Source organism: Paenibacillus oralis (genome assembly GCF_003863965.1).
Lineage (GTDB): Bacteria > Bacillota > Bacilli > Paenibacillales > Paenibacillaceae > Fontibacillus > Fontibacillus oralis.
In genome coordinates this window covers 3,645,516-3,660,065 of sequence record NZ_RRCN01000001.1, presented here as the reverse complement: position 1 = coordinate 3,660,065, position 14,550 = coordinate 3,645,516, and the positions used below count along the sequence as shown (strand labels likewise).

Annotated in this window: 12 protein-coding genes; 4 read left to right on the top strand and 8 right to left on the bottom strand. The window is 53.3% G+C overall.

Going from position 1 to position 14,550, the window contains the following annotated elements:
• Nucleotides 1-73: 73 nt before the first annotated feature.
• A complete protein-coding gene (locus tag EHV15_RS16400) occupies nucleotides 74-1,429 on the bottom strand; it encodes a glucose-6-phosphate isomerase (protein WP_128632145.1) in 1,356 nt (451 codons plus the stop codon).
• A gap of 152 nt (nucleotides 1,430-1,581) precedes the next feature.
• Here EHV15_RS16400 and EHV15_RS16395 point away from each other — a divergent pair, with 152 nt between their 5' ends.
• Entirely contained in the window at nucleotides 1,582-2,478 is an 897-nt protein-coding gene (locus EHV15_RS16395; RefSeq protein WP_128632144.1) for an NAD(P)-dependent oxidoreductase, read from the top strand.
• 93 nt (nucleotides 2,479-2,571) lie between these two features.
• Here the strand turns inward: EHV15_RS16395 and ppnP are convergent, their stop codons facing one another.
• From ppnP to EHV15_RS16375, 4 genes are all read right to left on the bottom strand, one after another.
• Entirely contained in the window at nucleotides 2,572-2,886 is a 315-nt protein-coding gene (gene ppnP, locus EHV15_RS16390; protein WP_036625106.1) for a pyrimidine/purine nucleoside phosphorylase, read from the bottom strand.
• Nucleotides 2,887-2,918: 32 nt separating this feature from the next.
• Nucleotides 2,919-4,946: a transketolase gene (gene tkt / locus EHV15_RS16385; RefSeq protein WP_128632143.1), complete on the bottom strand. Its 2,028-nt coding sequence runs from the start codon at nucleotides 4,944-4,946 to the stop codon at nucleotides 2,919-2,921.
• Nucleotides 4,947-5,172: 226 nt separating this feature from the next.
• A complete protein-coding gene (gene purU / locus EHV15_RS16380; protein WP_128632142.1) occupies nucleotides 5,173-6,072 on the bottom strand; it encodes a formyltetrahydrofolate deformylase in 900 nt (299 codons plus the stop codon).
• A gap of 37 nt (nucleotides 6,073-6,109) precedes the next feature.
• The gene (locus EHV15_RS16375) at nucleotides 6,110-7,225 is read right to left on the bottom strand and encodes a deoxyribonuclease IV (protein ID WP_128632141.1); all 1,116 of its coding nucleotides are present in this window, start codon (nucleotides 7,223-7,225) and stop codon (nucleotides 6,110-6,112) included.
• Nucleotides 7,226-7,382: 157 nt separating this feature from the next.
• On the opposite strand from EHV15_RS16375, the gene EHV15_RS16370 reads away from it, so the two are divergent.
• Both EHV15_RS16370 and EHV15_RS16365 read left to right on the top strand, forming a co-directional pair.
• Entirely contained in the window at nucleotides 7,383-7,850 is a 468-nt protein-coding gene (locus EHV15_RS16370; protein WP_128632140.1) for a DUF2621 domain-containing protein, read from the top strand.
• Nucleotides 7,851-7,924: 74 nt separating this feature from the next.
• Nucleotides 7,925-8,869 (top strand): TIGR01777 family oxidoreductase, encoded by a 945-nt coding sequence (locus tag EHV15_RS16365; RefSeq protein WP_128632139.1) that lies wholly within the window; start codon nucleotides 7,925-7,927, stop codon nucleotides 8,867-8,869.
• A gap of 383 nt (nucleotides 8,870-9,252) precedes the next feature.
• Here EHV15_RS16365 and EHV15_RS16360 read toward each other — a convergent pair whose 3' ends face one another.
• From EHV15_RS16360 to EHV15_RS16350, 3 genes are all read right to left on the bottom strand, one after another.
• Entirely contained in the window at nucleotides 9,253-10,464 is a 1,212-nt protein-coding gene (locus EHV15_RS16360) for an IS4 family transposase (RefSeq protein ID WP_128632138.1), read from the bottom strand.
• Between the two features lie 263 nt (nucleotides 10,465-10,727).
• Nucleotides 10,728-11,762, bottom strand: coding sequence for a FecCD family ABC transporter permease (locus tag EHV15_RS16355; protein WP_128632137.1), 1,035 nt, complete (start codon nucleotides 11,760-11,762; stop codon nucleotides 10,728-10,730).
• The gene (locus EHV15_RS16350) at nucleotides 11,759-12,796 is read right to left on the bottom strand and encodes a FecCD family ABC transporter permease (protein WP_128632136.1); all 1,038 of its coding nucleotides are present in this window, start codon (nucleotides 12,794-12,796) and stop codon (nucleotides 11,759-11,761) included. The genes EHV15_RS16355 and EHV15_RS16350 overlap by 4 nt, the downstream gene beginning before the upstream one ends.
• A gap of 261 nt (nucleotides 12,797-13,057) precedes the next feature.
• On the opposite strand from EHV15_RS16350, the gene EHV15_RS16345 reads away from it, so the two are divergent.
• Nucleotides 13,058-14,344 (top strand): IS110 family RNA-guided transposase, encoded by a 1,287-nt coding sequence (locus tag EHV15_RS16345; protein WP_425464476.1) that lies wholly within the window; start codon nucleotides 13,058-13,060, stop codon nucleotides 14,342-14,344.
• Nucleotides 14,345-14,550: the final 206 nt, after the last annotated feature.

Genomic DNA, 14,550 nt, shown 5'->3' with positions numbered 1-14,550 from the left:
TGCGGCGAACTGCTTCCTGGCGCTGTATCTTTCCTTCGAAAAGGGAGCCTGCTTCCAAAAAGCCGTTAAGCCGTTATTCGGAAAGTCTTGCTTCCAATGCGGCCTTTTCCTTTTCGTATCCCGGTTTGCCGAGAAGCGCAAACATGTTTTTCTTGTAGGCCTCAACGCCCGGCTGGTCAAACGGATTGACGCCCAGCAGGTAACCGCTGATGCCGCAAGCTTTTTCAAAGAAGTAAACAAGGTAGCCGAAGGAATACGGCGTCAAATCCGGCACGTTGACGACCAGGTTCGGAACCTGTCCGTCCGTATGCGCGAGCAAGGTGCCTTGGAACGCCTTCTTATTCACGAAATCGAGCGTTTTGCCGGCCAGGAAATTCAGCCCGTCCAAATCGGCCGGATCGGATTCAATCGTGATGTGGCTTGGCACCTCCGTCACCTGAATGACCGTCTCGAAAATGTTCCGGTTGCCTTCCTGGATAAACTGCCCCATAGAGTGCAGGTCCGTGGAAAAATCGACCGATGCCGGGAAGATCCCTTTATAGTCTTTGCCTTCGCTTTCGCCGTACAGCTGCTTCCACCATTCCGACACATAGTGCAGGGAAGGCTCGTAGTTCACGAGAATTTCCGTCACTTTGCCTTTGCGGTACAAAGCGTTGCGGACGGCCGCGTACTGGTAGCTGGCGTTCTCGGCCAGGTTCGGGTTGCTGAACTCTTTCGCCGCGTCGGCCGCGCCCTGCATCATTTCGTCGATGCTGATGCCGGCGGTTGCGATCGGCAGCAGGCCAACGGCCGTCAGCACGGAATAACGTCCGCCTACATCGTCCGGGATCACGAACGTTTCATAACCTTCCTCGTCGGACAGCTTCTTAAGAGCGCCTTTGGCGCGGTCGGTCGTCGCGTAAATCCGTTTGCGCGCTTCTTCCTTGCCGTATTTCTTCTCCAGAGCGGCGCGGAAAATCCGGAACGCGATCGCCGGTTCCGTCGTCGTTCCCGATTTGGAGATGACGTTGACGGAGAAGTCTTTGCCGTCGATCAGGTCAAGCAGGTGATTCACGTAAGTCGAACTGATGTTGTTGCCGGCAAAATAAATTTCCGGCGTTTTGCGCTTGTCCTTCGGCAAAATATTGTAGAACGAATGGGACAGCGATTCGATCGCCGCGCGCGCGCCCAGGTAAGAACCGCCGATGCCGATGACGATCAGCACGTCGGAATCGCTTTGGATTTTCGCCGCCGCCTTCTTGATGCGCGCGAACTCTTCCTTATCGTATTCGGTCGGAAGGTTGATCCAGCCCAGAAAGTCGGCCCCTGCTCCCGTACCGTTATGTAACTGCTCATGAGCCGTGCGGACCTGCTCGGCAAAATAATCCACTTCATGCTGCCCGACAAATTGCAGGGCTTTGCTGTAGTCAAAGGTTACCTTTTTCGACATGTTTGAAAATACCTCCGTCTAATTATTTCAAACAACTTAAACCTAGGATACTGTAAATTTCTAGCGAAGACAAGGGCACATTATACAGGTTTTAGGCTCTCTATGCTAAAATAATTAAATGCTGTTCAATTTTTGTTGAAAGGTGAACGTTTATGAAAAAAATCGGATTTATCGGACTGGGCACAATGGGTGCTCCAATGGCCTCCAACCTGCTGAAGCAGGGTTATGAGGTTACCGTCTACAACCGTACCGCGTCCAAAGCCGCTGCCTTAACCGAGCAAGGCGCCGCCGTAGCCGCTTCGCCGAAGGAAGCCGCTGCCGCCGCCGACATCGTGATCACGATGGTCAGCAACGACGCCTCCATCGCCGCCGTTTACGAAGGGCCTGACGGCGTGCTTGCCGGCCTGCGTCCCGGGACTAAAGTCATCGACTGCTCCACGATCTCGCCCGCGCTCGTAAAGCAGCTGGCGCAGCAAGTTTCCGCGCTGGGCGGGGCATTTCTCGACGCGCCGGTCACCGGCAGTTCGCCGGCCGCCATCGCCGGCACGCTCGTCTTTATGGTCGGCGGACCGGCCGATACGCTGGCCGAGGTTATGGACATCTTTGAGACCATGGGCAAAAAAGTGCTGCACATGGGCGAAAACGGCAGCGGCGCGGTAGCCAAGCTAGCCCATAACACCATCGTCGGCATCAATAACTTGGCGCTCGCCGAAGGCTTCGCCATCGCCGCCAAATCCGGCCTGCCCACCAACCTGTTCCTGGAGCTGGTGCAGCTTGGTTCCGCAGGCAGCAAAGCGGCAGAGCTGAAGGGCCAGAAAATCATCGAACACGATTTTTCCAACCAGTTCTCCCTGGCGCTGATGCTCAAGGACCTGAAGCTAGCCTCCGCGCTGACCGACGGCTCGGGCATCCCCGCGCCGATGCTGAACCAGGCGAAAAGCCTGTTCCAGACGGGAGAAACGCAAGGCTTCGGCGAAGAGGACCTCTCCTCCGTCGTGAAGCTCTACGAAGCCTGGATCGGTCAAAAAATCGGCGATAAAACGGTGTAACGCTCCCTAAAGATTTGTAAAAAGGCAGGTACAGCGCCATAACGCTGTAACCTGCCTTTTTATTTGCTTTTTGCGGCATGCGCGCACCCGCCGCTAGACGTACGAGCAGCAGTAGTCCGTAACGCTCCGCACTTCCAGCTTGAAGGAAGATTTGGCGGGAACGGTAAACGTTCCGCGGCCGCTGATTTCTCTCCATAACGTTTCGCCCGGAAGCAAGACCTTCAGGTCCCCGGACAAAATATCCATCACTTCCAGCGAATCCGTTCCGAACTCGTATTCCCCGGGGAGCATGATCCCCAGCGTCAATTTGCTGCCGTCCTGAAGCCATACGGTCCGGCTGGTCACTTTGCCGTCAAAATAAATATTGGCGTTCTTCTCCACGGTAACATTTTGCAATTGCTGCGCCACGTTCCCCTCTCCCTTCGCGACTCGGCCGCTGATTATTTGTTCAATTGCGCTTTCACGTGCTTCACGACGTTTTCAACAGTAAAGCCGTATTCGGCGATGACTTTATCGCCAGGAGCGGAGGCGCCGAATTTATCGATGCCAAGCACGGCTCCGCTTTCGCCGGCGTAACGTTCCCATCCGAACGGATGCGCCATTTCCACGGCGACGCGGGCTTTGACACCCGGCAGGATGACGGAGTCTTTGTACGCCTGATCCTGCTTATCGAACAGATCCCAGCTCGGCAGGCTGATTACGCGAACGTGGATGCCTTCTTCGGCCAGCGCGGCTTGCGCTTTAACCGCCAGCTGTACCTCGGAGCCCGTCGCGATGATTTGCGCCACCGGCTTGCCGTCCTTGGCGTCGGAAACGACGTAGCCGCCGCGTTTTACGCCTTCGCGCGCCTGCTCTGCCGTGCTCTCGAGAATCGGCAGGTTTTGGCGGGTCAGCACCAGCGCTACCGGGTTCGCTTTGTTCTCAACCGCATAAGCCCAGGCTGCGGAAGTTTCGTTGCCGTCGGCAGGACGAATGACCGTCAGACCCGGAATGATGCGCAGGGAAGCGAGCTGTTCGATCGGCTCGTGCGTCGGGCCGTCTTCGCCAACCGCGATGCTGTCGTGCGTCAGCACGTAAGTCACCGGCAGCTTCATCAAGGCCGACAAGCGAACGGCCGGGCGCAGGTAGTCGGTAAATACGAAGAACGTGCCGCCGAATACTTTCAGGCCGCCGTGCAGCATAATCCCGTTCATGGCCGCGGCCATGCCGAATTCGCGTACGCCGAAGTACAGATTGCGGCCGTCGCGGGTTTCCGGCGTGAACATGGCAAGGTCGTTCAAATGCGTCATCGTCGAGCTTTCCAGGTCGGCGGAGCCGCCAAGCAGCTGCGGAACGTTAGGCGCCAGACCGTTCAGCGCGTTGCCGGAAGCGACGCGGGTCGATACCGCCTTGTCCGAAGCGCTGTATTTCGGCAGCTTCGCATCCCAGCCGGCCGGCAGATCGCCGGCTACCGCGCGCTCGAACTGAGCGGCAAGCTCCGGATGCTGGGTTTTGTATTTGGCAAACGTTTCTTCCCATGCTTTATAAGCGGCGATACCCCGTTCCTTAACTTTGGCAAAATGCTCGCGCACTTCTTCAGGAACGTAGAAGTCTTCTTCATAAACCCAGTTGTAGAATTCTTTTGTCAGTTTAGCTTCTTCCGCGCCCAGCGGAGAACCGTGCGTGCCGCCGTGGCCGCCTTTGCCCTGCTTGTTCGGGCTGCCGTAGCCGATGATCGTTTTCACTTCGATCAGCGTCGGGCGCTCCGTATCGCCTTTGGCTTCTTCGATCGCCGCTTCGATCGCGGCCAGATCGTTGCCGTCCTTAACGAGCAGCGTTTGCCAGCCGTAAGCTTCGAAACGCTGTCTTACGTTCTCCGAGAAGCTCAGGTTCAGCTTGCCGTCGAGCGAAATATCGTTGGAATCGTACAGGAAAATCAATTTGCCCAGCTTCAGATGACCGGCGAGGGAAGCCGCTTCGCTGGCCACGCCTTCCATCAGGTCACCGTCGCCGCAAATGCCGTAAGTATAGTGGTCGACGACCTTCAGATCGCCTTTATTGTAAGTCGCCGCAAGCTGCGTTTCCGCCAGAGCCATCCCGACGGCCATCGCCAAACCTTGGCCCAGCGGTCCCGTCGTGGCGTCTACGCCTGCAGTATGTCCGAATTCCGGGTGGCCCGGCGTTTTGCTACCCCATTGACGGAACTGCTTGATTTCTTCCATCGGCAGGTCATACCCGCACAGGTGCAGCAGGCTGTAAAGCAGCATCGAGCCGTGACCGGCGGACAAAACAAAGCGGTCCCGGTTGATCCAGGTCGGCTCGTCCGGGTTATGGTTCATCGTTTTGGCAAACAGCTGGTAACCCATCGGCGCGGAGCCCATCGGCATGCCGGGATGGCCGGATTTCGCCTTTTCGATCGCGTCGATCGCCAGCGTCCGAATCGTCGTAATCGACAAATTGTCGATCTTGTTGTTCTCTGAAAGTGGCATTCATTTTCCTCCTTAATCATAAAAAGATCCTTGAAAACCATGAAAACTTAACCTTGCGATTACAAAACAATCAAATTGAAAAAATCATTTTGACTTTATTTATTGTATCATCATTCGTAACCCATTGCTATATCATTATTCCCATCCAACGCACCTGAAATTACCTAATTTAAAAAACCACCACAACGGAACTTTTCCCGTCATGGTGGTTCTTCGCTTAAACCTATCAACTAAATACGACCGTTTTGTTCTGGTGCACCAGAATCCGGTCCTCGATATGCCATTTGACGGCCCGGGCCAGCACGACGCGTTCGATCGTCCGTCCGATGCGCTTCAGCTCGCTGACATTGTCGCGGTGCGTCACGCGCTGCACGTCCTGCTCGATGATCGGGCCGCCGTCCAGCTCCTCCGTCACGTAGTGGGCGGTGGCGCCGATCAGCTTCACGCCGCGCTCATAGGCTTGGGCGTACGGCTTGCCGCCGACGAAGGCCGGCAGGAAGGAATGATGGATGTTGATCAGGCGGTTGCGGTACGGCTCGATCAAGGCCGGAGATACGATTTGCATATATCTCGCCAGCACGATCAAGTCAACTTTGCCGCCGACGATCTCCAACTGTTTTTGCTCGGCCTCGCGCTTCGTTTCCGGCGTCACCGGGATATGATAATATGGAATGTCAAAAGATTCCACGTACTCCTTCATGTCCGGATGATTGCTGACGACCATGGAAATTTCGGCGTCCAGATCCCCGGCCTGCCACTGCCACAGCAGCTCCACCAGACAGTGATCCTCCTTGGATACGAAAATCGCCAGCTTCTTTTTGCGGCTGAGCTGATAAATATTCCACTGCATGCCGAACTGCTCGGCGATAGCGGCAAAATCCCGCTCCAACCCGGCAAGCCGCTCATCGAGATTTTCCAGGTCAAATTCTATTCGCATAAAAAACATGCCGCCCTCGGGATCCATCGTATATTGGTCCGATTGCACGATGTTCGCCCCGTGCTCATGCAGGAAGCGGGACACCGCCGCCACGATCCCCGGTCCGTCCGGACAGGAAATCAGCATCCGGGCCCGGTTGCTTTCATAAGGTTTCACTGGCCGCCGGCCTGAGTGAATATGCGTTTCCATTGTTCTCCAATCCCCTTGCTCCTAATGATGATGTCGATTATTTGTGCGCGCTCGCAAACCATGCGACCAGACGCTGGTTGATTTGTTCCTCCGATTGGTCCGGAAAAAGCCCCGCTTCGATGACCATGTCATACAGGCGTTCCATCGGCTCGCGCGGGTCGGCCTTTTTCGCTTTGGCGTCGTTTTTCAGCACCGTCCAAGTGTCCAGCACAAAGCTGCGCGGATGGATATCCTGTTTGCCGAAAAAGCCTCCCAATCGCTCCACGTCAGTCAGGAACGCGTCGCCGAACCGCGTCGCCGTATCGCCGCGCAGCAGCGCGATTTCCACCTCATACATCGGACGCTGGGTTTTCGCGTCCTTGCCGACCCATGGCGTCTCCAAAATAAACGGCCGCCCCTGCAGCGCTTCGTGATGCACGACCCGGTGAATCGCCTCGAACCCAATCCAGCCCGATCCGATCGGCGTATGCCGGTCTTTTTGCGCGCCGGCCGGATTTTTGCTGTCATTGATATGCACGACTTCAATCCGGTTCAGTCCGATCGTTTGATCAAATTTGTGCAGGACGCCGTCCAAGTCATTTACGATGTCATATCCGGCATCATGAATATGGCAAGTATCAAGACAAATCGTCAAACGTTCGTTATGCTGCACCTTGTCGATGATTTGCGCGATCTCCTCAAAGCTGCGTCCGATTTCAGTCCCTTTGCCGGCCATCGTTTCCAGCGCAATATGCACTTCGGTTTCGCTCGTGCCGTTTAACACTTCATTTAAACCTTCGGCAATCCGGTTCACGCCGTACTCGGCATCCTTGTCCGTAAACGCGCCGGGATGAAGCACGATATTGCGGACGCCCAGCGCGTGGGTGCGGCGGATCTCCTCCTGCAAAAAATCAACGGCAAGCTGATAGGTGTTCGACTTGTAAGAACCTAAGTTTATGATGTACGGCGCATGAACGACGATCTCGCCGATCCCGGCCTGCTCCATCGCTTTTTTGCCTTCCTCAATGTACATCGTATCGATGGGCTTGCGCCGCGTATTTTGCGGAGCCCCGGTGTATATCATGAACGAACTGGAGCCGTAGGATTCCGCCTCGGCCGTCGCGCTCAGCAGGCCTTTGTCCGAGAACGAAACATGGGAACCGATTTTAAGCATAAATATTTTCCCCCTTTTGGACAGTAAATCGCTAAACAAGCCTATTTTAGCTTGAATGCTGAAATAAATAAAGAAATAAGGTATAATTTCAATTTGAAATATATTGTAACGTAAAACGCGCAGAAAATCTAAATGAAGCGCCTGAGGTGATGAATCAATGCTGCAACTGGGGGTTCAACTATTAACGGCGGAAGGGCCCAATCGCTGGTTTATGAACGGAATTGCGTTTTGGGGATTCGTGTTGCTTGGCATGATGACGATCGGCGGATTTTTCATGTTCCGCAAATTTTTAAAGGTGCTCCCCAAAGCGGACGGCATGTCCAAGCTGGACTGGCAAAATCATTGGGTCGAGAAAAGCCGCCATCTGTGGACCGACGAAACCAAAGCCTTTCTCGATCAGCTCGTTGAGCCCGTGCCCGGACCGTTTCGGGACATCGCCAAACATTCCATTGCGGCGGAAATCGGCAAAATCGCCTTCGAGGAAAAGGCCGCCGAGGTCACCCGCGATCACTGCATCAAAGGATATATCGTAGCCACGCCTAAACGCGACAATAAATTTCTGGTCAAATTTCTGGAAAAGAACCAGATTGATTATCAGCCTTACCGGCATCTATTAAATAAATAATCGCAACGCAAAAAAACATCCGGCCGAGAATCAGCTATTCAGACAGCCGGATGTTTTTTTAAGGAGGCATGACGATGCATATCGCGATTTTTGGCGGCACGGGATTTATCGGCCGGGCCTTAACCGCTTATTGGCTGGAGCAGGGGCACCAAGTGATCATCGTAAGCCGTGAAAAAGGCGGCGGCAATCCTGCGCAGTCAAAACCCGATGACCAAGCCGCCTCCCAGCCGTCCCTTCTCAGCTATGTCACCTGGAGTGAACTCGAAAAGGACATCTCTCCGCTCGAAGGAACGAACGCCTTCGTCAATCTGGCAGGGGCGACGCTAAACACGCATTGGTCCGAACGCAATAAACGGCGGATTCTGGAGTCCAGATTAACCGCGACGAGGATGATCGCACGTTTCGCGCGGGCGCTCCCCCACCCGCCGGAAGTGATTCTGCAAGCTTCGGCCGTGGGAATTTACGGCACCTCCTTAACCAAGGAGTTTGACGAGTTTTCCCCGCTCGCCCCGGATCGTACCGATTTTTTGTCCGAGGTTACCACTGCCTGGGAGGCCGCCGCGGACAAAGGGTTTTCCGGGCAACGTCTGGTCAAGCTGCGCATCGGCGTGGTGCTGGGCAATGACGGGGGCGCTTATCCGCTTATGCGCCTTCCTTACTTGCTGGGGGCCGGCGGCCCCGTGGGGAGCGGCCGGCAGTGGGTGCCGTGGATTCACCTTAAGGATATCGTTTCATTATTCGATTACGCCCTGGCCCATCCGGACATCCGCGGCCCGGTGAACGCCGTCAGCCCGAATCCGGTAACGAATGAACAATTCGGCCATATTTTATGCCGTGTATACCGGCGCCCGTTTTGGCTCCCGCTGCCGTCCGCGATGCTCAAAGTGCTGCTTGGCGAGCGGTCCATGCTCCTGTTGGACGGGCAGAAGGTGCTCCCCGCAGCTGCTTTGCGCGCCGGGTTCACCTTTGCTTATCCCGAACTGGAACAAGCGATCACAAATCTACGCGAACAAAAATAAAGGCAGCAAAGCCCAGAACCCGATAGCTCGGAGATTCTGGGCTTTTTTAGGAGCGCATTGCCGCGTTTTTGTGGAGGTCGGTCGCGGAAATAACGGTAAAAAAGGTCCTTATCTTCAGCAAGAAAAGGATTTAAATAGAAATAGAGGAGTTTTTTACTCCTATTTTTAGAAGATGAGGGTAATAAGGCGCCTTATCCAAGCATGTTCCCTAAATAAGGCCAAAAAGTTCACTAGCGTTGCAAAGACCCTAACATAAGATTAACATTTAATATATGTAATAATTTTCCATTTTTATTTTAAGGAAAGAGGCCAAAAAGTTGAGAGCACCAGAAAACGACGCGTTTATCCATTTTTTTGGATATTTAGTTTTCAAATCAACTCTTTTACTTTCCCTCAGTTTTCCGCGGCTTTATAATCCCCACCGATGTATGTAACTTCGGTGGACTTTTCTGGACTTTTGGTACCTTCTGTCGTCCTCTTGATGACCGGCTGGGCTTCCGATGAAGCTCCGCTTCGAAGATCGAGAGGTTTTTTTCCCAACAATTCCGAACCGACTGTAATACGTCCCATAAACTCAACGAAGTTCCACTGGATAGCTGAATATGCATCGCAATGGCGTATGTGATGAGTGCCAAAAAAATTTGATTCCAGACGCCCTGCGGTTCATAACTGTACAGTTTCACGAGCCGTAAATGCTGCTTCATCCACTTGAAAAACAGTTCAATGAGCCAACGTTGCCGGTAGATATCGGCAATTTCCGTAGCGCTGAGATCAAAGCAAGATGTAACTAGTCGGTATTTACGGTCCTTTTCATCCCGAAATTCAACCAAGCGCAAAGTCTGCTTAGTTCGGCGAAAAGCACTCCCCAACCGGACAATAGCGTCGCGAGTAATCTTCGTGTTTGAAGGAATCGGCAATTCTTGCTCGACGTGCCATACCCCGTTATTTTCGTTGATTCGATTCACGAAGCGAACCTCTCGCTTTAGCCAGGCATCGAACTGTTTGTACTTGATATAACCACGGTCCATCACGTAAATCGTGCTGTCATCTTCAACTAACAGATCCACGGTTTCTACGTCGCTCACATTTCCGGTCGATGGGATTGCCTTCTCGGGAAGTGTTTGACCCGTAGGTAAAGCTAGGACACGGACATGAATCTTGATTTGCGTGTGAGTCCGATTCACATGGGCCCATTCGGCCAGATTGGCTGGAAGCTTGATACATGTCGAGTCGATGATACGAACCGCGCCAATCTTAGAGGTGGCCGTAGGAAGAAGCAACTTCACCTTTCCCATAATGTCAAGGAATAACGATTCAAGCCACTCGGTCGGAATCTCCGGTAATTTCCTTGAGATTTGGGAGGCACTGATACTGGTCAATTCCAGGCTCTCCTGTAAAGTTTCGCTAGTACGAAGCGCGCGGGAGATTTGACGATACGACTCCCATTTCGCCAGTTGGGAAGTCATAATTAGCTTCGTACATTTCATCACGGTGAGCTTAGGGACACGATAGTCAGCGATGGGAAAAGAAATTTTTTCATCCGAAAAATAAGAAAAGCATTGACGAATCAGGGATAAATTGTGTATGTTACCCATGGGTTTGGCTCCTTTTGTTGAGAGTTAGATGGGTAACGCGTCTCTCTTAACAATAGGAGCTTTTTTATGGGTTTTCCATGAAAATAACTTATATTTTTCCTTAATTAGTTAATTTTTGAATCATGATAGGTTTGATGCAACGCTAGTGCAGAAATTACCTCTATCTCAGAGAAGAAGCTTCCCATCCCCATACCATACTTTCCTGTACGCCTAAAATATCGATTTGCGCACCCGCCCCCTCCCAAATCAGACCTTTTCTTCAGCTATACTCTGGACTTCGAAAGCAAATACAGGAAGTAGGGAGCTCCAATGATGGCAACGACGATACCGGTCGGAATTTCGTACGGCTGAAGCACCCAACGCCCCAGCGTATCGCCGACGATCACAAGCAAACCGCCCGCCAGTGCGGATGCGGGAAGCAAGTACTCGTGTTTGGGCCCAACCAATCGTCTCGCCAAATGCGGCGCGATAAGGCCGACGAACGAGATGCCGCCTCCGACAGCGACGCAGGAGCCGGTCAATCCGACCGCGGCGGCCAGCAGGCCAAACCGCGAGCGCTCCAGCGGGGTACCCAGTCCGGTCGCCGTTTGGTCCCCCAAATTCATTACGTTCAATACGCGCGCCTTCATGAACACGTAAGGTATCAAAATAATTAACCACGGAATGAGAGCAAACACGTATTTCCAGGACGTTCCCCAAATGCTTCCCACAAGCCAAATCTGCAGCATCTGGAAGTTTTCCGGACGCAAGCGCAACTGCAATACGATCATCGCGGCGTTGATTCCGGCCGCTACCGCAATGCCGACCAGCACCATACGGATTGGGAGCAACCCGTAATTTTTCTTGAACGACAATACATAGATAAGCGCAGCCGCAAGCGCCGCTCCCAGAAACGCCAACACAGGCATCAGAAACACGGGAGCATTCGAAGATGTCGGATAAAACGAAATAAACAATGCAACGGCAAGTCCAGCTCCGGCATTAATCCCAAGCACGCCGGGATCGGCCAACGGATTGCGCGAAATTCCTTGAAAAATGCAGCCGGCTACCGCCATCCCCATGCCGATCAAAACGGAAATGACGATTCGCGGCAAGCGGAATTGGTATAAGACCAGTTCCTGTTTATCCGTCCCCATGCCGAACAGCGTTTTGAAAACGTCAGCCGGAGAGAGACGAATAGAGCCGGTATTCATGCTAAAAATGAACACGCCGACGATCAGCAAAGCAAAAATGATCATAACGGTATAAGCTCTGCGGGACCTTTGCTGCAAATGCATCGGATAATTTTCCCGGTTCATTCCAATCCCCCCTTCTGTTTCATGGCCAGATAGAGGAAGAAAGGAACCCCGATCACGGCGATCAGCGCCCCGATCGGCGTCTCATGCGGAGGATTCACCATCCGGGCCAAAATATCGGCAAACACCAGCAACAAACTGCCGAGCAGAGCGGAAGAAGGAATCACCCACCGGTAGTCAACGCCCACCAGAAACCGGGCGACGTGAGGGATCATCAAGCCGACGAAACCGATCGCTCCAACGATCGATACGGCGCTGCCAGCCAGAACGAGCACGATGATCATCCCGACGATTTTGATCGTCGCCGTTTTTTGGCCAAGCCCGGTGGCTACCTCTTCCCCAAGGCTAAGCAGCGTGATGGATTTAGACAGGAGCAAAGCGGCGATCAGCCCGGCACCGATCCAAGGCGACACCATTTTGATCTGCAGCCAGGTAGAGCCGGATATAGCCCCGGCGTACCAAAAAGCGAGGTCTTGTCCTACCTGGAAATAAAGCGCGATTCCTTCGCTGATGGCGGTCAGCAGCATGCTGACCGCGGCCCCTGCCAAGGTAAGGCGGACAGGTGACAAGCCGCCTTTGGACAGGGTACCGACGCCAAACACGAGTCCGGCCCCCAGCCCGGCTCCAATGAACGAATAGAACATCATCACCAAAAACGGCGTCCCCGGCATCAACGCAAAACAGACGGCCAGCGCTAAACCGGCCCCGGCATTAAGCCCAAGCAAACCGGAATCGGCCATCGGATTTCGCGTCATGCCTTGCATAATGGCTCCGGCCACGGCGAGCGCCGCTCCGATCAAAGCAGCAGCCAGCGCCCTCGGCAGACGCAGCTCCATAATGATCTGATGCTGCGTCAGCTCCGGCTGAAAATGAAATAACGCGTTCCAAACCGTTTGGAGTGCTATATCAGCGGCTCCGACCGAAATCGAGAGGCAAACGGCGAAGACTAGCAGCGCCGCTCCGCCAATGAGCACAATAGTTGCCGCAAGCGGACGAGAGCGGTAATGCGGTTTGGAAGATTGTGTGACTGACGACATATGTAGACCATCCTTTAAAAGAATTTATTGCCTATGCAACCGATGATACCCGTTTCACTTTGTAAATGAGAATCATTCTCGTTAATTATAACTGCTTTTGGACGGATAATCTACGGGCAGCATAAATTTTAAAAAAGGAGCCATTCCTGTAATGAAGTAATTTGCCCCTTGAAAAGAAAAAGCGCCTCCTGTATGCTGGGTCTCGGAATGGTGGCCATTCACTGCCCTAATTGAAGGAGGACGCTCTACATGAAGTATAAGCTGAAACAGAAAAAGAATCAACGAATTACACGAATTACCGAATCGACACTGGTCGTCGGAGCGGATATCGCCAAGAAGATTCATGTGGCTCGTGCAGTAGATTTCCGTGGCATTGAGCTTGGAAAAGACTGCGTGTTTCATAATAGCCAGGAAGGGCTGACGAAGCTGGCGACGTGGATGAAGGAGCTCGGGCAGACACACGGCAAGACGGACATCATATTTGGCATCGAGCCTACTGGACACTACTGGTTTCCGTTAGCAGCCTTCTTACAGGATCAAGGGATTCAAGTCGTAGTGGTAAACCCGCATCATGTCAATAAGTCGAAAGAGCTTGAAGATAACTCACCGACGAAGAGTGACTACAAGGATGCAAAAGTCATCGCAAAACTCATTCGGGATGGGAATTACTCCGAACCGAAGTTGCCGACGAAGGAATTCGCAGAACTGCGGATCCTGATGAACCTCCGCGAGAAGGTATCGGACAGTCTAACTCAAGTCAAAAGCCGCATCGGCAATTGGTTTGATCGATTCTTTCCGGAGTACGCAAAAGTGTTTAAAAACTGGAGTGGCAAGGCATCGTTCATGACCATGCGAGCCTTCCCGTTGCCTGCTGATATCGTCGCCAAGGGCGCTAGAGACGTCCTAGCGCATTGGAAGACGGAAGTCAGGCGTGGCGTTGGAATCAAGCGGGCAGAAGCGCTTTACGCTGCAGCAAGCGTCTCCATCGGTCTGACAGAAGGCATCGTTGCCGCCAGGCTGGAACTAAGTACGCTACTGTCGCAGTTTGACCTGTTTAACGAGCAGCTTGAAACGATTATGCATCAAGTGGCCGGAATTTTGGAGGGCATTCCAGGAACGACAGAAATGCTGTCTGTACCCGGAATCGGCGTTCTGACCGTAGCCGGATTTCTAGCCGAGGTTGGAGATCTGAATCACTACGATCACGGTCAGCAGATCATTCGTCTGGCGGGCCTTAATCTGATGGAAAACAGTTCAGGCATACGGAAAGGACAGACAGGCATAACCAAGCGAGGGCGATCACGCCTACGGGCGCTGTTGTTCCGAGCGGTGATGCCGCTGGTTGCAAAGAATCCGGAGTTCCAAGCGCTTCACCGGTATTACACGACGCGGAGCCAGAACCCGCTGAAGAAGAAGCAATCTCTCATTGCCCTATGTGGAAAACTCATACGGGTGCTTTATACCCTGGGAACAAAGCAAAGAATGTATAACGCCAACGATGTCATGGGCCCCGTTAGGCAAGCCCAGCTGCAACAATTGGCTGCATAAAGTCAAGGAAGCAATCACCCTGCAATATCGCTTATTCACATGTGTACAACTAGACAACGGAAGCACCGGAGAAGCCGACGCACGACACACCGTAAGGGCAACGACCCTGTAAAGGAGCGAGAAACGGCATCCACCCCTTGAGAGGTAGAACGAAGGAATGTAAGGGCATAGACCCAGTGTGACATGGGAGGGTGAACCCCAAGGGC

What these genes read in the sequence shown, in the direction of transcription:
- EHV15_RS16370 (WP_128632140.1), top strand. Translation starts at nt 7,383, where the DNA reads ATGCTGCAACTGGGGGTTCAACTATTAACGGCGGAAGGGCCCAATCGC.
- tkt (WP_128632143.1), bottom strand. Translation starts at nt 4,946, where the DNA reads ATGCCACTTTCAGAGAACAACAAGATCGACAATTTGTCGATTACGACG.
- EHV15_RS16375 (WP_128632141.1), bottom strand. Translation starts at nt 7,225, where the DNA reads ATGCTTAAAATCGGTTCCCATGTTTCGTTCTCGGACAAAGGCCTGCTG.
- EHV15_RS16365 (WP_128632139.1), top strand. Translation starts at nt 7,925, where the DNA reads ATGCATATCGCGATTTTTGGCGGCACGGGATTTATCGGCCGGGCCTTA.
- purU (WP_128632142.1), bottom strand. Translation starts at nt 6,072, where the DNA reads ATGGAAACGCATATTCACTCAGGCCGGCGGCCAGTGAAACCTTATGAA.
- EHV15_RS16360 (WP_128632138.1), bottom strand. Translation starts at nt 10,464, where the DNA reads ATGGGTAACATACACAATTTATCCCTGATTCGTCAATGCTTTTCTTAT.
- EHV15_RS16400 (WP_128632145.1), bottom strand. Translation starts at nt 1,429, where the DNA reads ATGTCGAAAAAGGTAACCTTTGACTACAGCAAAGCCCTGCAATTTGTC.
- EHV15_RS16350 (WP_128632136.1), bottom strand. Translation starts at nt 12,796, where the DNA reads ATGTCGTCAGTCACACAATCTTCCAAACCGCATTACCGCTCTCGTCCG.
- EHV15_RS16355 (WP_128632137.1), bottom strand. Translation starts at nt 11,762, where the DNA reads ATGAACCGGGAAAATTATCCGATGCATTTGCAGCAAAGGTCCCGCAGA.
- EHV15_RS16395 (WP_128632144.1), top strand. Translation starts at nt 1,582, where the DNA reads ATGAAAAAAATCGGATTTATCGGACTGGGCACAATGGGTGCTCCAATG.